The 15,312-nt window shown below is 41.5% G+C and carries 18 protein-coding genes and 1 pseudogene; 11 read left to right on the top strand and 8 right to left on the bottom strand.

Annotation, left to right across the window (positions count from 1 at the left end):
* Positions 1 to 74: 74 nt before the first annotated feature.
* Both C5471_RS02565 and tus read right to left on the bottom strand, forming a co-directional pair.
* Positions 75 to 155, bottom strand: a pseudogene (locus tag C5471_RS02565) (toxin-antitoxin system antitoxin component); the annotation flags it as partial.
* Positions 156 to 196: 41 nt separating this feature from the next.
* Positions 197 to 1,123: a DNA replication terminus site-binding protein gene (gene tus, locus C5471_RS02560; protein ID WP_133814206.1), complete on the bottom strand. Its 927-nt coding sequence runs from the start codon at positions 1,121 to 1,123 to the stop codon at positions 197 to 199.
* 264 nt (positions 1,124 to 1,387) lie between these two features.
* On the opposite strand from tus, the gene C5471_RS02555 reads away from it, so the two are divergent.
* From C5471_RS02555 to C5471_RS02525, 7 genes are all read left to right on the top strand, one after another.
* Positions 1,388 to 2,005 (top strand): LysE/ArgO family amino acid transporter, encoded by a 618-nt coding sequence (locus C5471_RS02555; protein WP_133812991.1) that lies wholly within the window; start codon positions 1,388 to 1,390, stop codon positions 2,003 to 2,005.
* A gap of 178 nt (positions 2,006 to 2,183) precedes the next feature.
* Entirely contained in the window at positions 2,184 to 2,570 is a 387-nt protein-coding gene (locus C5471_RS02550) for a DUF2170 family protein (protein ID WP_133812992.1), read from the top strand.
* 20 nt (positions 2,571 to 2,590) lie between these two features.
* Entirely contained in the window at positions 2,591 to 3,277 is a 687-nt protein-coding gene (locus C5471_RS02545) for a PspA/IM30 family protein (RefSeq protein WP_133812993.1), read from the top strand.
* A gap of 72 nt (positions 3,278 to 3,349) precedes the next feature.
* Positions 3,350 to 4,012 carry a YjfK family protein gene (locus tag C5471_RS02540; protein ID WP_133812994.1) on the top strand — a complete coding sequence of 221 codons (663 nt, stop codon included), beginning with the start codon at positions 3,350 to 3,352 and terminating at the stop codon, positions 4,010 to 4,012.
* Positions 4,013 to 4,450 carry a DUF350 domain-containing protein gene (locus C5471_RS02535; RefSeq protein WP_133812995.1) on the top strand — a complete coding sequence of 146 codons (438 nt, stop codon included), beginning with the start codon at positions 4,013 to 4,015 and terminating at the stop codon, positions 4,448 to 4,450.
* Between the two features lie 15 nt (positions 4,451 to 4,465).
* Positions 4,466 to 5,383, top strand: coding sequence for a DUF1190 domain-containing protein (locus C5471_RS02530; RefSeq protein ID WP_133812996.1), 918 nt, complete (start codon positions 4,466 to 4,468; stop codon positions 5,381 to 5,383).
* A gap of 113 nt (positions 5,384 to 5,496) precedes the next feature.
* Positions 5,497 to 6,663 (top strand): glutathionylspermidine synthase family protein, encoded by a 1,167-nt coding sequence (locus tag C5471_RS02525; RefSeq protein WP_133812997.1) that lies wholly within the window; start codon positions 5,497 to 5,499, stop codon positions 6,661 to 6,663.
* Between the two features lie 206 nt (positions 6,664 to 6,869).
* Here the strand turns inward: C5471_RS02525 and C5471_RS02520 are convergent, their stop codons facing one another.
* Positions 6,870 to 7,163 (bottom strand): type II toxin-antitoxin system RelE/ParE family toxin, encoded by a 294-nt coding sequence (locus tag C5471_RS02520; protein WP_133812998.1) that lies wholly within the window; start codon positions 7,161 to 7,163, stop codon positions 6,870 to 6,872.
* Positions 7,156 to 7,398 carry a type II toxin-antitoxin system ParD family antitoxin gene (locus tag C5471_RS02515; RefSeq protein ID WP_133812999.1) on the bottom strand — a complete coding sequence of 81 codons (243 nt, stop codon included), beginning with the start codon at positions 7,396 to 7,398 and terminating at the stop codon, positions 7,156 to 7,158. Before C5471_RS02515 ends, C5471_RS02520 begins: the two co-directional genes overlap by 8 nt.
* 329 nt (positions 7,399 to 7,727) lie before the next feature.
* Between C5471_RS02515 and C5471_RS02510 the strand changes: the two genes are divergently transcribed.
* Both C5471_RS02510 and C5471_RS02505 read left to right on the top strand, forming a co-directional pair.
* Positions 7,728 to 8,000 (top strand): CopG family ribbon-helix-helix protein, encoded by a 273-nt coding sequence (locus C5471_RS02510; RefSeq protein ID WP_133813000.1) that lies wholly within the window; start codon positions 7,728 to 7,730, stop codon positions 7,998 to 8,000.
* On the top strand, positions 7,988 to 8,278 hold the full coding sequence (locus C5471_RS02505; RefSeq protein ID WP_133813001.1) for a type II toxin-antitoxin system RelE/ParE family toxin: 291 nt from the start codon (positions 7,988 to 7,990) through the stop codon (positions 8,276 to 8,278). Before C5471_RS02510 ends, C5471_RS02505 begins: the two co-directional genes overlap by 13 nt.
* Positions 8,279 to 8,460: 182 nt before the next feature.
* Here C5471_RS02505 and C5471_RS25200 read toward each other — a convergent pair whose 3' ends face one another.
* On the bottom strand, positions 8,461 to 8,751 hold the full coding sequence (locus C5471_RS25200) for a hypothetical protein (RefSeq protein ID WP_422630900.1): 291 nt from the start codon (positions 8,749 to 8,751) through the stop codon (positions 8,461 to 8,463).
* A 231-nt stretch (positions 8,752 to 8,982) separates the two neighbouring features.
* Positions 8,983 to 9,582 carry a lytic polysaccharide monooxygenase gene (locus C5471_RS02495; protein ID WP_133813002.1) on the bottom strand — a complete coding sequence of 200 codons (600 nt, stop codon included), beginning with the start codon at positions 9,580 to 9,582 and terminating at the stop codon, positions 8,983 to 8,985.
* Positions 9,583 to 10,171: 589 nt separating this feature from the next.
* On the opposite strand from C5471_RS02495, the gene C5471_RS02490 reads away from it, so the two are divergent.
* Positions 10,172 to 11,509: a hypothetical protein gene (locus C5471_RS02490; protein WP_133813003.1), complete on the top strand. Its 1,338-nt coding sequence runs from the start codon at positions 10,172 to 10,174 to the stop codon at positions 11,507 to 11,509.
* Between the two features lie 91 nt (positions 11,510 to 11,600).
* Here the strand turns inward: C5471_RS02490 and C5471_RS02485 are convergent, their stop codons facing one another.
* Positions 11,601 to 13,208, bottom strand: a complete 1,608-nt coding sequence (locus C5471_RS02485) for an ABC transporter substrate-binding protein (RefSeq protein ID WP_207627127.1) — start codon at positions 13,206 to 13,208, stop codon at positions 11,601 to 11,603.
* A 407-nt stretch (positions 13,209 to 13,615) separates the two neighbouring features.
* Between C5471_RS02485 and C5471_RS02480 the strand changes: the two genes are divergently transcribed.
* A complete protein-coding gene (locus C5471_RS02480; protein WP_133813005.1) occupies positions 13,616 to 14,386 on the top strand; it encodes a glucose 1-dehydrogenase in 771 nt (256 codons plus the stop codon).
* Between the two features lie 46 nt (positions 14,387 to 14,432).
* Here C5471_RS02480 and C5471_RS02475 read toward each other — a convergent pair whose 3' ends face one another.
* Complete coding sequence (locus C5471_RS02475) at positions 14,433 to 15,308, bottom strand: hypothetical protein (protein WP_242688543.1); 876 nt, start codon at positions 15,306 to 15,308, stop codon at positions 14,433 to 14,435.
* Positions 15,309 to 15,312: the final 4 nt, after the last annotated feature.

Genomic DNA, 15,312 nt, shown 5'->3' with positions numbered 1-15,312 from the left:
ACTGTTTAGCTATTTGAACCGGAGCCTTGTGTTCCGGTTTTTATTTTCGTATAAGCCGGTATAGGATCACGATACAGCATTGATTCAAGCGTGACATATCCTAACCCTCGAACGGGGCGTTTCATCCACTGAGTTGCTTTATCTTTGTCGCCATCCAACCGTTTTCCAAAGTGGGTTGCTTTGTGTTTTATGTGCACTAAATTTCACGATACAAATGCAGTCTTGGAATAACCAATTCCAATGGTTTAACTTTGGGTTTATAGCGATGCACTATTGCATTGGCATCATAATCAGGCAGTTCGCCGATCTTTGGTAGGATCCCGCCACAGTTAACATAAAACGCAATTAATGGAAGAGGGCAGGCATATTGCACTTGCTTTTGCTGCTCTGCATACCAAACCCGTGCAATCGGTTGTACTTTCACTGGCCGTTTTATTTTTAAAATCACATCCTCCGGCAATTTTTTTATATCGGTAATTTCTTTGGCAACAAATTCTGCCCATTGTTCCCGGGAATAGGGGGAAACAGCACGCCCTGAGTGATAACTTTTCTCCAAACGCGCCAAAATTTGGTTTTTTGTGACTTTATTAATAATGTTTTTATTCGCCCAACCAAAACGCACTGAATCAGGATTGAGAAGGGGAGTGATTGTTCTGTAGGCGTTTAGTGTAATTAATCCATGTAATTGATGATGAACAAACTCAAACCGCTGCTCTTTATTCACACCTGATTGTACTGTGACGATGTGTTCAAGTTCTGCTTTTAACTGATTAATCTCCTCGATCAGATTTAAAGCAGAGTGGTATTGCTGTTGATCTACAGAAAAACATAATACACCCGGCAAGCGAACAGCCGCTTTGCTGCTAATATTTTGATTATTGTGGTGTATAAATAGCCTTTGATAATGGTTTAAACCCAAATCTAAAGCTTCATTACCTGAAATTTCATTAACGGTTATTTCTGTTATTGGCTCATGTTCGCTGCCTTTTTTAACATCAGGCAGAACAAACACACGGGCGGCCAATAAAGGGTAGCTATGAAGGAGTTCATACAGTTGTCTCAATTTATTTTCTTGTTTTTGAAAACAACGATTTAAATCTTCAATTGATAAGTATTTATTCATATGAATAACAAAATTAGTTACAACATACTTTTTATTATAGAACAAAAAGTGCAAACTTCAAGCTCATTAGTCGCATTTCAAGGTCTACATCTAAACATTTTCATTAAAACATAAATTTAATTAATAATTGTGATGGCATTAATAGTGCAATTACCTTCCCTGTCCTATGCTTAGGGAGTAAGTTACTGTAAATAATCCAATATCCAGATTTTCCTGCAAATCTGGATATCCCAGCAGATATCAAAATAATGCTTTGGAAAGATTATGTTAGCGTTAGTTAATGGTTTTATTCTTTGCTTAGGGCTTGTTGTTTCGATTGGCCCTCAAAACATGGAAATTCTCCGGGTCGGTTTGTTGAACGATCGTGTTGGCTTACTCGCTTCGGTTTTCGTGATTTGCGATGTCATCCTGATTATCACAGGTGCGTTGGGTGTTGGAAGTATCATTGCGTTAAACCGGGGAATTACGGTGGCTTTGACGTTACTCACGGTAATGTTCCTGTTATTCCTGACGTTTCAGGCGGTGCGACGGGCTATAAATGAGGGTGGGGCGGTTATTTCCCTTGGCGGGCAACAAAATACCCGTCCCTTCAACATGGTAAAACGTGGGCTTGCTCTCTCGTTCCTGAACCCTTTAGCGCTGCTGGAAACTGTTGTCATCCTGGGATCAACGGCAGCGCCTTACCCTGCCAATCATCGGATTTTTTTCGTGGCTGGTGCGCTTACGGCCTCGGCCATGTGGTTCTACGGTCTGGCCTACAGTTCACGCTGGTTCTCAGCCTGTATATCGAAACCCTGGCAGCGTTGCATTATGGAATGTGTTGTCGCTGTCATCCTATTCATTACGGCTTGTTGGCTGATATTACGCACTTTCGATGGTTGAGTTGACAAAAGTTCAGATTTCTCAAACCAAACTAAATTGAATTTCTTAAGTGATCTACTATTTATTTAAATACAATACTTGTTAAAATTAATGTGATTAAGTGCTAAGTTTATAATCACTTCAACGTAACATGATAGATTGTTACTAGAAAACCACACAAACTATTGGAGTAGATAGCTTGGAATTAGATCAAGTAATTACCGCGCTTAAAAAGTCTGACAACAACTGGACTATAGAGCAAACAGGTGAGTGTCTTGTCATCACTAATGAAGATGGTGTTAAGGCGCACCTGGCAATTTGTGGAAAACAAATTACAGTAGAAGTGTTGATGTTTTCTGAAGAACATGTTTCGGATACTGCTGCCTTAAATAAATTCATTTTAGAAACGCATAAGATGATCCCTCTGACCTCTGTTGGCATTACCAAAATAGAGGGGCAATCTTACTATGCCGCTTTTGGCGCTTTGTCTTCGGAATCAAAAGTGGAGAGTGTTGTCATTGAAGTCTCTATGTTGTTCGCTAACATCAATGAACTTCTGGATGCATATTCTGAGTTTCTGAAATAACAGCAATAGGGTAAATATCAATGAGTAGTGTATGGAAGAAGCTTTTCAAAGCAATTAAAGGTACTGTGAATAATGCGGCAGAAACTGTGGCTGACGGGAACGCATTAACCATTCTTGATCAGGAAATTCGTGAAGCCAAAACAGAAATCCGCCGTGCTGATGACAGCCTGATTAGTATTATCGCTAAACGCAAAATGGCAGAGCAAAAGGTCTCAGCCATCAAAACCAGCATCACTGAATATGAAGGGCACGCTCGCTCCGCTGCTAATAAAGGTGACAATGGGCTTGCGCTGGAATGTGCTCAGAAAGTTGCGAACCTGCGTGGTGAACTGGAAACCGGGCAATCACAGCTAGATGCTTTCAAGGCGGCAGAAACTACCCACCGCCGCACGGTGCAAGAAGCTAAAGAAAAAGTGTCTCAGCTTGAGAATCAGGTTGACCTTGTTAAAGCCACTGAACAAGTACAAAAAGCACAGGCTGCAACCCATAACTCTGTTGTCGGCGCGTCTTCAAAAACATCTACTGCTCTTGATTCCCTTGAGCGCATTAAAGCACGCCAGGCCGAGAAAGCGGCTCAGTTTGAGGCTCAACAAGAGTTGCACGATAGCGCGACTTCAAGCGACTTGGACAAAAAGCTTAAAGAGGCTGGCATTACCTCAAGTTCCGCGTCCGCAGAAGATGAACTTGCCCGTATTCTTGGCAAATAATCTCTCAGGTTGTTAAATCAAGATCCTGCTCCTTAAGCAGGATCTTCCTCTGTAAATTCAAAGGATATTTCTATGTTTTCCAAAATCGCCAAGGCGTTTAAGAGAGCATTTGATAGCAAGGAAATCATGCCTATTGGTCCGACGGTACCAGAAGTATTGGGTTTGCGTATTGGCGGTGCACTTGAGATAGACCCACTGATACTAAAACTGATCGAGTCTGACCTTACCATCGAAAACGCGGCCTCAACTCAGCTTATATGCTCTGTCGGTGTTGTCGATCTTGGTGATAATGTGCGTTTGGTTCGCTATTACACCGATGATGAAGGTTATCTCCAGGTGCTTCAAGAAGACGAGAGTGATGATAGAGTGAAAGAGGTGAGCCTCTGGTACTTCTACGAAACCAAGCCAATCGACGCCCAAACTCAGTGGGATGCGCTGATCCAACGCGGTATCGTCACACCGAGCGGGCAATATGACCTCGACGGTACCCAGTTTTCCCGGTTGTGGGACAACACGAAGCCCGTCGCTGTAACTGAGAAAACCTACCATCAGAATGGGACCATCACTGAAACTGATCAGTTCATCATGGTTTACACTCGCCAGGTTTCAGATAACAGAACAGAAGAGTTGCTGATTGCTGGCGAAGAAAAGATTGTCGGCAATAACTTGGACAGACTGATGGTAAAAAGTACCGGTATCCAACTTAATCAAACAGATTTTAAAGTGGTGGCATAAATGATTACATTAGCAAATGAAGAGCAGGCTTTAGCTCAATTTATTAACAGCATAACCAACTTTGGCTTGTGCTTTGGTCTGGCGCTTGTTTTCTTCATTGTATTCAAATTCATCTATGTCATGGTGACGCCACAGGATGAATGGAAGTTGATCAAGGAGGAAAAGAACACGGCCGCCGCAGTATCGCTAGGCGGCGCTTTGGTGGGTTATACCATTGCAATTGCCAGTGCAGCCAGCAATTCTGTAGGTATGACTGATTTTATGATGTGGGGTGTTGTTGCACTACTGGCGCAAATTGCTGGCTTCTTCATCGTTCGTATATTTATGATGCCAAAAATTGTCTCTCGCATTGAAAACAATGAGATCCCTGCCGCTGTCGTTTTGGCCGCAGTTTCAATCTCTGTTGGCCTTCTAAACGCAGCTTGTATGACTTACTAATTATCTCGAGGTTGTATGACGAACGACAATAAAAAGCGCAGAATGCGCAGCACAGGCATCAACATTGACAGTAAACGTAAATATTGGCGTACTTTCTCACTCACTTCGTTGGCACTCGGTATTGGTTCGCTAGTGGGCTGTGGTCAATCGACAGATGAATTGTCAATTAAGGTCTACAAGGATCTGGCAGCTTGTCAAAACGATCCACAGAATACAATTACGGCTGAATGTGAAGCCACGTATAAGGCTGCATTGCGTGAAGCAGATCGTACTTCGCAAAAATTCAGGCAAGCAGCGATGTGCAAACTTGAGTACGGCGAGTGTGAAGAAATGCCGGGTAAGCTTGGTTACCGACCAAAGATGGCTGCCTTCATGATGGCTGATGTAAAGCCTGAGTATTTCAAGGAGTACAACATTTCTGACAAGTACCGCAATGTATTCTACCAACCCATATTCACTTCAACATCAAGCTATAGCGATCTGTACGGCGATCTGTTTTTCGCTGATGGCAAGGTGATTGGCTCTTACTCAAATATGGACAATATCCAGTTCGAGATGAGTCAACGTTATTTGCATCCATTGGCAACCGTCCGTTTGCCACCTAAGCAAGAAATCGCTTCGGGGACAGCAAATGTCTCTTCGGGTATGAACTCGACACTAGGCACTATAGGGTCTGCTTATATAGCATCGGAACTGCTCAAGAACAGAGATAGTGCGTATAGGGAAAGAATGTATAGAGAACGCTTAAATCGTGAGAGGGAACAGCAATCTGGAAGCTACTACGGTGGCAGTAGCAGCTATTCAACTGGCTCTAAGGACCAATTTAGCCGGTTCCCTGACCACAATAAACCAATCGTAACCACCAAGTCTAAAGGGGGTTTTGGCTCAACATCCTCAGCTAAATCAAGTTGGGGCCGTAGCTGGGGCGGTTAATCAGCTGTTTGTCTAGCCTCTTTGTATCAGATTCTTGCATAAAGCCATCAATACGAAACGTGCGACAATTTTCTTCAAGATTCAGATAAGCAGTATCGAGAAAAGGTCAAAAAATGCTACAGATCCCAACTACGCCACGCCATGATTGGAAAGCGCGGGCAAAAGAATTTGGTTTTGGTTTCCACACGATTGACGATGAACCGTACTGGATGGAAGACCGTTACTATCAGTTTACTCTCAAACAGATTGAGGAACACATCGAAGATCCGACAGGGGAAATCCACCAACTGGGCCTGCAAGCGGTAGCGCGAGTGGTTAGCAGCGATAAGCTGATGACTAAATTTCAAATTCCAGAGGCAATGTGGCCGTTGGTGCGCCAATCCTGGAAACGCCAAGATCCGAGTCTTTATAGCCGACTCGATTTTGCCTACGATGGTAAAAATCCGGCGAAATTATTAGAATTCAATTCAGATACGCCGACCTCGATCTATGAACTTGGCTTTTTTAGCTGGCTGTGGCTGGAAGACAAAGTTGACCGTGGAGAAGTACCACGCTCTGCGGACCAGTTCAACTTATTACAAGAATTACTTGTGAATCGCTTCTATGAGCTTAAATTGTTCCTGCCATTCAACACACTTCACTTTACATGCTGTAGGGATACAGAAGAAGACCGAGGCACGGTCGAGTACATGGCTGATTGCGCCAAAGATGCCGGCATTCACACAGAATTTGTCTACGTTGAAGATATTGGCCTGAGTGAATGCGGCAAATTTACGGATAACAATAGTAAGATCATCGACTCTATATTCAAGCTATACCCGTGGGAGTTCATGTTTCGCGAAGAATATGCTCAACACCTGGCAACTGCTGGTGTTAACTGGTTTGAGCCAATGTGGAAGTGCATTACCTCGAACAAATCAATCTTACCGTTGCTTTGGGAGATGTTCCCAGGGCATCCGAACCTGCTTGAAGCTTACTTTGCCGATGACCCAAAAGCTAAACGCCTGACCCATTACGTAACAAAACCAATATTTAGCCGTGAAGGTGCAAACATCAGTATTCACAAAGATGGCAAAATAATTGAGAAAGTCGGTGGGCCTTATGGGGAAGAAGGTTACATCGTGCAACAATATGCCCCGTTGCCAAAGTTTGGTGATAACCACGTTCTTATCGGTAGCTGGCTCATCAATGACAGACCTGCGGGTTTATCAGTGAGGGAAGATGTTGACTTAATCACCAAGGATACATCGTTATGTGTGCCCCATATTATTTTAGGCTAATTGCATCCCTTCATCGCAGTTATTGATACAAATAATCCTATCACCATAAAAGGGGGGTGAAGCCCAATGGAATGAGTTGCATTGAAAATAACTCGATACTTCAGAACTCCCATAGGGGGCCTCATTCAATCCGGTACTGACTAACCCTGAGGAATTCAGAGCCAGCCTAAAAAGGTAATCGTCTGCTCTTTCACATAAGCATGGACTTATTCAGGAAAGTCGAGTACATCGACATCCATCGACTGGTGAATGACGCGTGATACGAAGATGTCGTCATCCTGCAAAATGTAGTAGATAGAATGCTTCTTGAATTCGAAGCGGCGCATTCCTGCGTATACCCAATCACATTCCCTGCCAATCCAGGGCGATGTGGTTAGTAGCTCGAAAGTTCTTTTCAGTTCATCGTGATAACATTTGGCCTGATTTTGACCAAACTGCTGTATTGTGTAACGGGCAATCTGAAATATGTCTTCATCAGCCAGCTCGGAAAACTTATACATTTAAGTCCCTTGCTGCCCTTACAAAAATGTCATCCATACTGTTTTTGCTGGCCGGGGAATTCAGACCTGCCAGCACCATTTCACGGACATTCTGAATACGCTGCTCGCGAACTTCCATCAGGCGTAAAGCATCACGGATAACCTCGGATGTGTTGCCATAACGACCAGATTGGATCATATCACCAACGAATCCATTGAAGTGTTCACCGAGGGTAACACTGGTTACTCGAGCCATAAATCCTCTTCTTATTGTATTACTGAGTAATACAATGATAGCAAAGCACAAGAATGATTGCCAGCGGATTGGCAAATATGACTTCAATCATGGAAGAACATACATACTTTGGGTAGCGGGGGCATTTGAACAGAAACTAAGGCCTGCCTGAGTGCGTTCACGGATCAGGTTACGCGCTCAAACTCTGCCAGCGCATGCTATATACCCGTCACCTTTCCGATGGTGTGAGAGGCAGTAAAAAAAACGAGTGTTTTCTTTACTCGATGGTCAACACAAAATTTTATGATATACTATTAAAAGGTATTACCTTTTAATATCGAGGTGCCAACATGGCGACATCAGTAAAAATTGATAATGATTTGAAAAGCCGGATCCAGCACCTGGCTGAAGCACGACACCGTTCGTCACACTGGATCATGTGCGAAGCGATCCGCGATTATGTTGAGCGTGAGGAAAAGCGAGAATCTTTCAAGCAAGATGCATTACGCGCCTGGCAAGCTTATCAAGAAAACGGACTGCACCTGACTCTTGAAGAAGCCGACTCTTGGCTGGCGAAACTTGAAGAGGGCGAAGATGCGGAGCTGCCTAAGTGCCACATCTGATTTGGTCTCCTCCCGCTCTCGCTGATGTACAGCGACTCCATCGCTTCCTTGCCCTGAAAGATGGAGAAGCGGCTCGACGTGCCATCAAAACAATCCGGGCAGGCGTAAAAATTCTGGCGCACCAGCCAGAGGCTGGGCGTCCTATTGCAGATATGGACCCTGTGTTTCGGGAATGGCCCATTGATTTCGGAAGTAGTGGCTATATCGCGTTGTACCGATTCGATGGTGAAATCGCAACGATCTTAGCAGTTCGACATCAAAAAGAAGCCGGATATTAAAAGAAAGAATAATGACAGATGACGGCCAATGAAAAATTCCTGACCCAACGGCAACAATCGGCATCTACACCCATGTATCCGATCAATACTCGGTATACAGCACCAAAGCCATTTCCTGTAATCCAAGGGAAGTCCTTGATGGCCTGCTGGAGCGCAACGTCAATTACGGAGTATTCACGCCCTTACTGAACAAAACGGTAGATTTGGACATTGTTGATTGTTGAAGAGCAATGGGATGAGATGATCCATGTTGCCACATCGTTAAAAGAACGTACGGCACCGGCACATATGATTGTGGAGCGGCTGACAAACAGCTTCCCCTCTGACCGCTTATCGAAGGCCTTCACCAACCTGGGCAGGACATAAAAACCGAATATATCCTGCGCTATATCACTGACAAAGACTTGTACCGCACGATTCAGCTTCAACTCAACAAAGGCGAATACCGGTAGATAATTGTGAACTTCCCCCATTTATTTGTTTTCCTCTCGTTCGATAAGAGTGCTTATGACCTGCGTCAGTTGGAAAATCAAATCGACACGTCCGGAATTGTTTTATACGGCGATCAGGACGAAACGTTACAGGTCACTTCAAAGTATTAAGCGTCATTCTGCTGCCAGAACGATTTGTCATGGTCAGAGGTGAAATCAGAGTAGGAACAGCATTATGCTGTTCCCAAATTATTATATAATATGTACTAGATGTCAGACAGGATTAATTGTTGTATCAATGACTTGGTAAAACGCGTTAAGGGTGTCTGCAATTGTCCACACACCCAATATAACGTGATAACCTTGATAACCTTCTGGTAAGGTACATTTATTAATAACTTGATTTCCTGGCATTCTCTCTTGGTAATCCTCAAAACAGAAAGGTGTACTATTAAATTGCTCTCTGGTTAAAGGCTTATTGGGATCCCAGTTTGGTTTGGTAATAAAATATTCCCAGCTTGCAGTTTTGTGTTGAATGACAATTTCCCATTTGAACTCAATATTACGGGTAGTAATAGCAATTTTTTTCCAGCGATCTTCTGTTTGGACATCCAACGCACCAAAGTGACCAATACCAGCACTGGCAATGTGACCATCTTCGGGACCTGCTTGTGGGAAGCCTTTCTTAGCTTCAAGAGATTGAGGCTCATATTTAACCAGCCCACAATCCGTATTTTGTTGATTTCCCTGAGCAGAACAAAGGAATGCACGACTTCCGGGGCTATCAATATAACCATGAGCCCAGGCACTATTAAATAAAGCTGCAATTATCGTAGTGGCTAAAGTCATATTCCTCACTTTATGTTTATACATAATAGTGTCCTCCATTAGACAGGATGATTTATCTATGACAAGTAAAGCCCCGGGACTTAATCATTCATTTTAGGTGAATATAATATGATTATCCATTTCATAAATTGATTAATAATCTAATTACATTAAGCTATTGAAAGCCTGTCTAAAATGTGCCTGTTATTATTTTTTGTAATATAAAACAATATGATTTTCTTAATTTATTTAACATGATTCATGCTATAAGCAATCTGTGCGTTTTAGTAGCATTTATTAACTTCAAAACACTTACTTATAGTTATGGTGATGTATATCTAACAGTCTATTCTTATGCAGATAATCTGAATGGTAAAAACTATCGATATGGAATAATGATATAGATTAATGAAAATATTAAATGATATCGTAAAAATATATAAAAAAGATATTAATTCCGTAAAATTAAATTTTTAATCATATTAATTCTATCTTTTTAATTTTATTTCATCAGGATCAATTTAATTATCAGTTTCTACTCAGAAAGCTAATTCATATGCTTTCTATTGGTAGAAAGTAGTCCCTGTAATTCCAAGGGATATTATTTGAATTTTAATATATAGCAGAGGTTATAGTGAGTATTTTATATAATGCTGTTGTGAGCCCTGGTGCTACACCTTATTATGGCTCTATTACTGTCAATAATTTACATTATGATACTGGAGAGCAGGTTCACATTGATAACTATCTGAGTTTTAACTTTCTTTCTCCGGCCTCAATATTGCCAATCTATATAAATCTGTCATTTTCCGAATGGCAAAATTGGAGTATTGACGTTCAAAATATCTTTATTGATACCAATACATTTTCTGTAACGGTAACAATAACTTTCCCAAATCCATATGTATTTGTTGTTCCAAATTCAATAAACATTGGTGTCAATGGAGATTTGACAACAGATCCCAATAAATATCTTGATTCCTTTGTTTTTGCCGCAGACAGTGCACCAAATATCAACGGGATGGTTAATATTACCTGCGCAGAGTCACCTGATCCTGCATTAGATAACCTTCAACCTACGGTGTTGTTTACTACTGCGGGCGGGTATTCAGTATCAGTCAATGTAGCAATGGGCACAACTCAGTTGGAAAGCATCCTGGCTGGTGACTATTCGTTGAGTGCTCCAGACCTGAAAAATGGGGATTTAACTGTCGTAGCTCCGGTGCTGGTTACTCCAGCTACGATAGAGGTTACTACAGGCGGAACGACAGAAGTGTCGGTCGGCTTTGGTCAAGTTGAATACTACTGCGTCATTGATTTTACTGTTGATGATATTCCGGGGCTTGAACATGAGATATTGAACGTCACGGTATTAGATGCGATAAATGGTGACATAATTGCTAATTTTGCTACTAAAGTGAATGAAACCACTCAATTACGCAAATTAAACAGTGGCGGAGTAGTTAATATTGTTATTGACACTGTAAATCTCAATAACCAGATATACACCTTTGATGTTCTTCCGGTGGAATTACAAAATGAACTAATTGATGTTAAATACACTGCCAATTTAGTCACAATAGACGATGTAGATACAACCGATTTCTCTGAATTAACGGTGACAATAGAAACCAGTGATGTGTTGCAAGGTGGATTATCAATCAGATTATCATCTGAAGAGATGGAATATGAACAACAAATCCAGATTATATCAGGAAACTCAACGTGGCTAGTTCCTGTTAAGCCAGGTATTTACACTGTTGAAGCCAGCAATTTTATTGTCTCGAAAACAGTTTATGTCGTTTCTGTGCCTGGCTCTATCACGGTAAGTTCTGGTGACCAGAATGTGCTAAATATCCGAATCGAAAAATCGGCCAACCTGACGGTGAAAGGCTTCCCTGACTCTTGGGTCAGAGATAAACTCAACGCTTATCGTGATGATCCTGTCACGTTTGGCGATACCTTGAAGTAAATAACGATTAACTATTTGGATGGCAATAAGTAAGAGATGGGAACAGTACCATTCTGTTCCCATATTGGATATTGGACGGAATGATATTCTACTAATGTTTAATAACATAAAGATCTTTCGACGATACAAAGCCAAGTGGACTAAGATAATATCCGCCAATATAAGGCTTTACTAATCTGGCACCAATATAGTAATAAACAGGAATTGCTGGTACATCTTTTGCCAGAATATTTTCTGCTTGTTGAAAATATTTTCGATCATTTGTTGCTTTGGCTTTATTTATCAAATCATCATAAGTTTCATTGCTATATAAGAAAGTATTATTAGAACTATTAGTCACAAAGTTGTTTAAAAACGTCGCAGGATTATCATAATCAGCAATCCGTGCATACCTCACCATCTCAAAATTACCTTGATGAATGACATCTAACATTGCTTTTCGTTCTTGATTCTGTAAAACAATATCTGCACCCAGATTTTTTTTCCACATTGAAGTTGCGGCAATCGCAATTCTTTTATGCTCCTCTGATGTATTATAAAGAATTTTAAATTTCAATGGGTTATCTCTATTATAACCGGCTTCATTTAATAACCGTCTGGCTTTTTCAATTCTTGCCTGCTGCGTCCACAATGCATAATCAGGCTGCTCTAAATTCATCCCTCCGGTATTTGGTGGGGTATGATTATAGGCGGGTGCTTGGCCTTGTCCTAAGACTTTATTCGCTATGATCTCTTTATCTAAAGCTAAATTTAACGCTTGTCTTACCCTGACATCATTAAAAGGTGCTTTTTGGTTATTAAAATCGTAATAATAAACCCCTAATGCGGGTGTAATGTGAACCTGATCGCCTAATTTAGTTTTTAAAGATTGAAATAAAACTGAGGGAATATTCTTGGTTATATCTATTTCTCCGGCCAAATAACGATTCACATCTGCTGTTTCTGATGCTATCGGAAGATAAGTCACTTTATTAATAACAGTATGTGCATTATCCCAATATTGAGAATTCCTGACGCCAACGACTTTTTCATTAACCACCCATTCAGATAATTTAAATGGTCCACTACTAACAAATACATCTGGGTGAGTCCACTTATCACCATATTTTTCAACCGCCTTTTGGCTGACAGGCACCATAACAGGATAAGCCAGCATCTGTAAAAAATAGGATACGGGCTGTTCTAAGGTTACCTCCACTGTCAAATTATTCAATGCCTTGACACCTAATTCATCGGTTTTTTTCCTGCCGGAAACAATATCTTTAGCATTGATTATATGCATATTTCCAAGATAACTGCCATACGGAGACGCAATTTGGGGATCAACCAAACGTCGCCAACTAAAAACCACATCATGGGCAGTAATAGGTGAGCCATCAGACCACGTTATTTCTTCTCTTAGATGAAACAACCAAACTTTATTATCTTTGGTTTCCCAACGAGTCGCTAAATCAGGGTTGACTTTTCCATCATTGCCTGTGCTGACTAATCCACTAAAAAAATCATGAATAATATTAAATTCAACATCATTTTCAACTTTATGGACATCAAGAGATACAGGTTCTGAACCATTATTACGAACGATATTTTGTTTAACTGCCAATATGGTATCTTCTGGAATAATTGCCGCATGAGATAATGTTAAATTTCCAACTATAAAACCAGTGAGTAAAAATATGTTTTTTATTACTTTCTTCATTATTCTCTCTCCAATAATATCTCATTTTTTAAATTAATATTGCTGACTGAACAACGCTTGGCATTGACTCTTCTGGAAGTAATCCTGCCCAGATATGGTACAGAAATTTATTATAACTCTACGTGTAACATTTTTCTTTAACATAAGTTTCCAAGAAAATGTGATCTAAATTATATTTACACTTGATCACTATCATCATTTACCCCATTTCTCCTGCATAACGTGCATTAATCAACGCCAAAAACCGCTCAAGAAAAGTGAGACATAACTTATAAAACCAAAATTATCTCACCGAAACACCTCTTTCAAACGTTGCCGGAATAATCTCATCAGAGGTAGCTTGTATACCATAAAACAACGGTTGATATCACACCGTCTCTTGGTAACACAACATAATGAGGAACATCATGGACCGTATGCTAGAAGGTAAAGTGGTGATTGTCACTGGTGGGGCAAGTGGCATCGGAGCGGGTATTGCTTTGGCGGCTGCCCGTCATGGCGCAGCGACCGTGATCATCGGTGACATCACAGATCAACCTCGTGAAGGAGGTACACCGGTGGCCCAGCGCCTTGGTTCGATGGGTGTGAAAGTGATATTTCATCGGTGTGATGTCACTTCACGCAGTGATATGGACTCGTTGGTCGATGTTTCTACGCCGTTCGGTGGTGTTGATCTGATGGCTTGCAACGCTGGAATCGCGTTAGCTACCGATGGCCCACAAATTAGTTCGGATGATTTTCATAAGTTGCTTACTGTCAATCTTGATGGCGTTCTATTCGGTGCACAGGCGGCGGCTGAACAGATGATGAAACTGGGCAAACGTGGGAGTATCGTGGCAACGTCGAGTATGGGATCCATTAGGACGGGTCAACTCACGACGGCTTATTCCACCAGCAAAGCGGGCGTAAATATGATGGTAGCTGCGTTGGCTGATGCTTTTGGACCATCAGGTATTCGCGTCAATGCGGTATGCCCAGGGTTGATCAATACAGCGCTTCCGCTTTCTTCGCCTGAAGTTGCCAAAACGTTTGATGTGTTGCGTGAACGGATGCCACTCCGGCGGCTAGGTGAGCCGGAAGAGGTTGGGAATGCGGTGGTGTGGTTAGGCTCGGATCTTGCGTCGTTTGTGACGGGTGTGTCGCTACTTGTCGATGGTGGGCAAACAGTGGTGTTGTGATCGTTTATTGGCTCAGATTTTACACCATAGCGTAAATAACACTTGCTCAGGCTTTTGTGTCAGAAGAGCCGAAGATCTGCGCCAGTCTCACCAACTGAGTAATTTTATCATTAGACGCGCCATTTCTGAGAATATCCAGTACTGTTGTGGATCCGTCTATACCGATATCAAGATCAAATGTATTGATTTTCTGGATGAAAAAATAGCATTTCCTGACATCACTTATTTTTCCTATATTAGCCAGTATTTCTGGAACGCCTTTTAAATATCCTTTATCGCTGGTTTTTTTATTTACCGAAAACTGGAAAACAGGATATAAATTTTCAACTCCCCAGTTTAATACAATGAGTTTATGATTCTCACCATACTTATTTACTGTGGGGCGGGTCACTCCTAAAATGTCAGCAACTTTGCTGGACTTGTAGACTCCGCCGAATTCCCCAAGATAGGTAAGAAAAGCATTTCTGCTTTCAATGAACTCCTCATGTTTTTTCTTCTCCAGAGTGGTCGTTTCCACTATTTCAATATAGTTGGCACGTCCTTTGATTTCCGCCCAAAATTCGTCATCAGGCAGAGTTAATAATAGGGGAATACTATCCGGATCTTTTTTTCTAAGTACTTCAATAAAATGGTCAGCAAGGTTAGTGACGCGTGCTTTGATAAGTTCAGATTGGTTAAACCCACTTGTCGATTTTATTACCCGGTTATTGGATCCTTCGGCTATTGTCTCCATTCGCACCTCAATGGTATTTTTCGATTTTAAGAATCCAGCATACATGAAGTTGTAAAATGTGGAAGTTTTGTCACCGATTTCTTTAGATATAAAATGATAGCCTGACTGGATGTACGTTAAAATGGTGCCTTTATTAATGAGCGACCTTACACCCACGCTAGCCTCTTCAAACAGGACAGGACTCCACATTGAC

It is taken from the genome of Photorhabdus tasmaniensis (assembly GCF_011189505.1).
Lineage (GTDB): Bacteria > Pseudomonadota > Gammaproteobacteria > Enterobacterales > Enterobacteriaceae > Photorhabdus > Photorhabdus tasmaniensis.
Note: the sequence above shows the minus strand (reverse complement) of the source record. Positions and strands in the feature narration are given on the sequence as shown.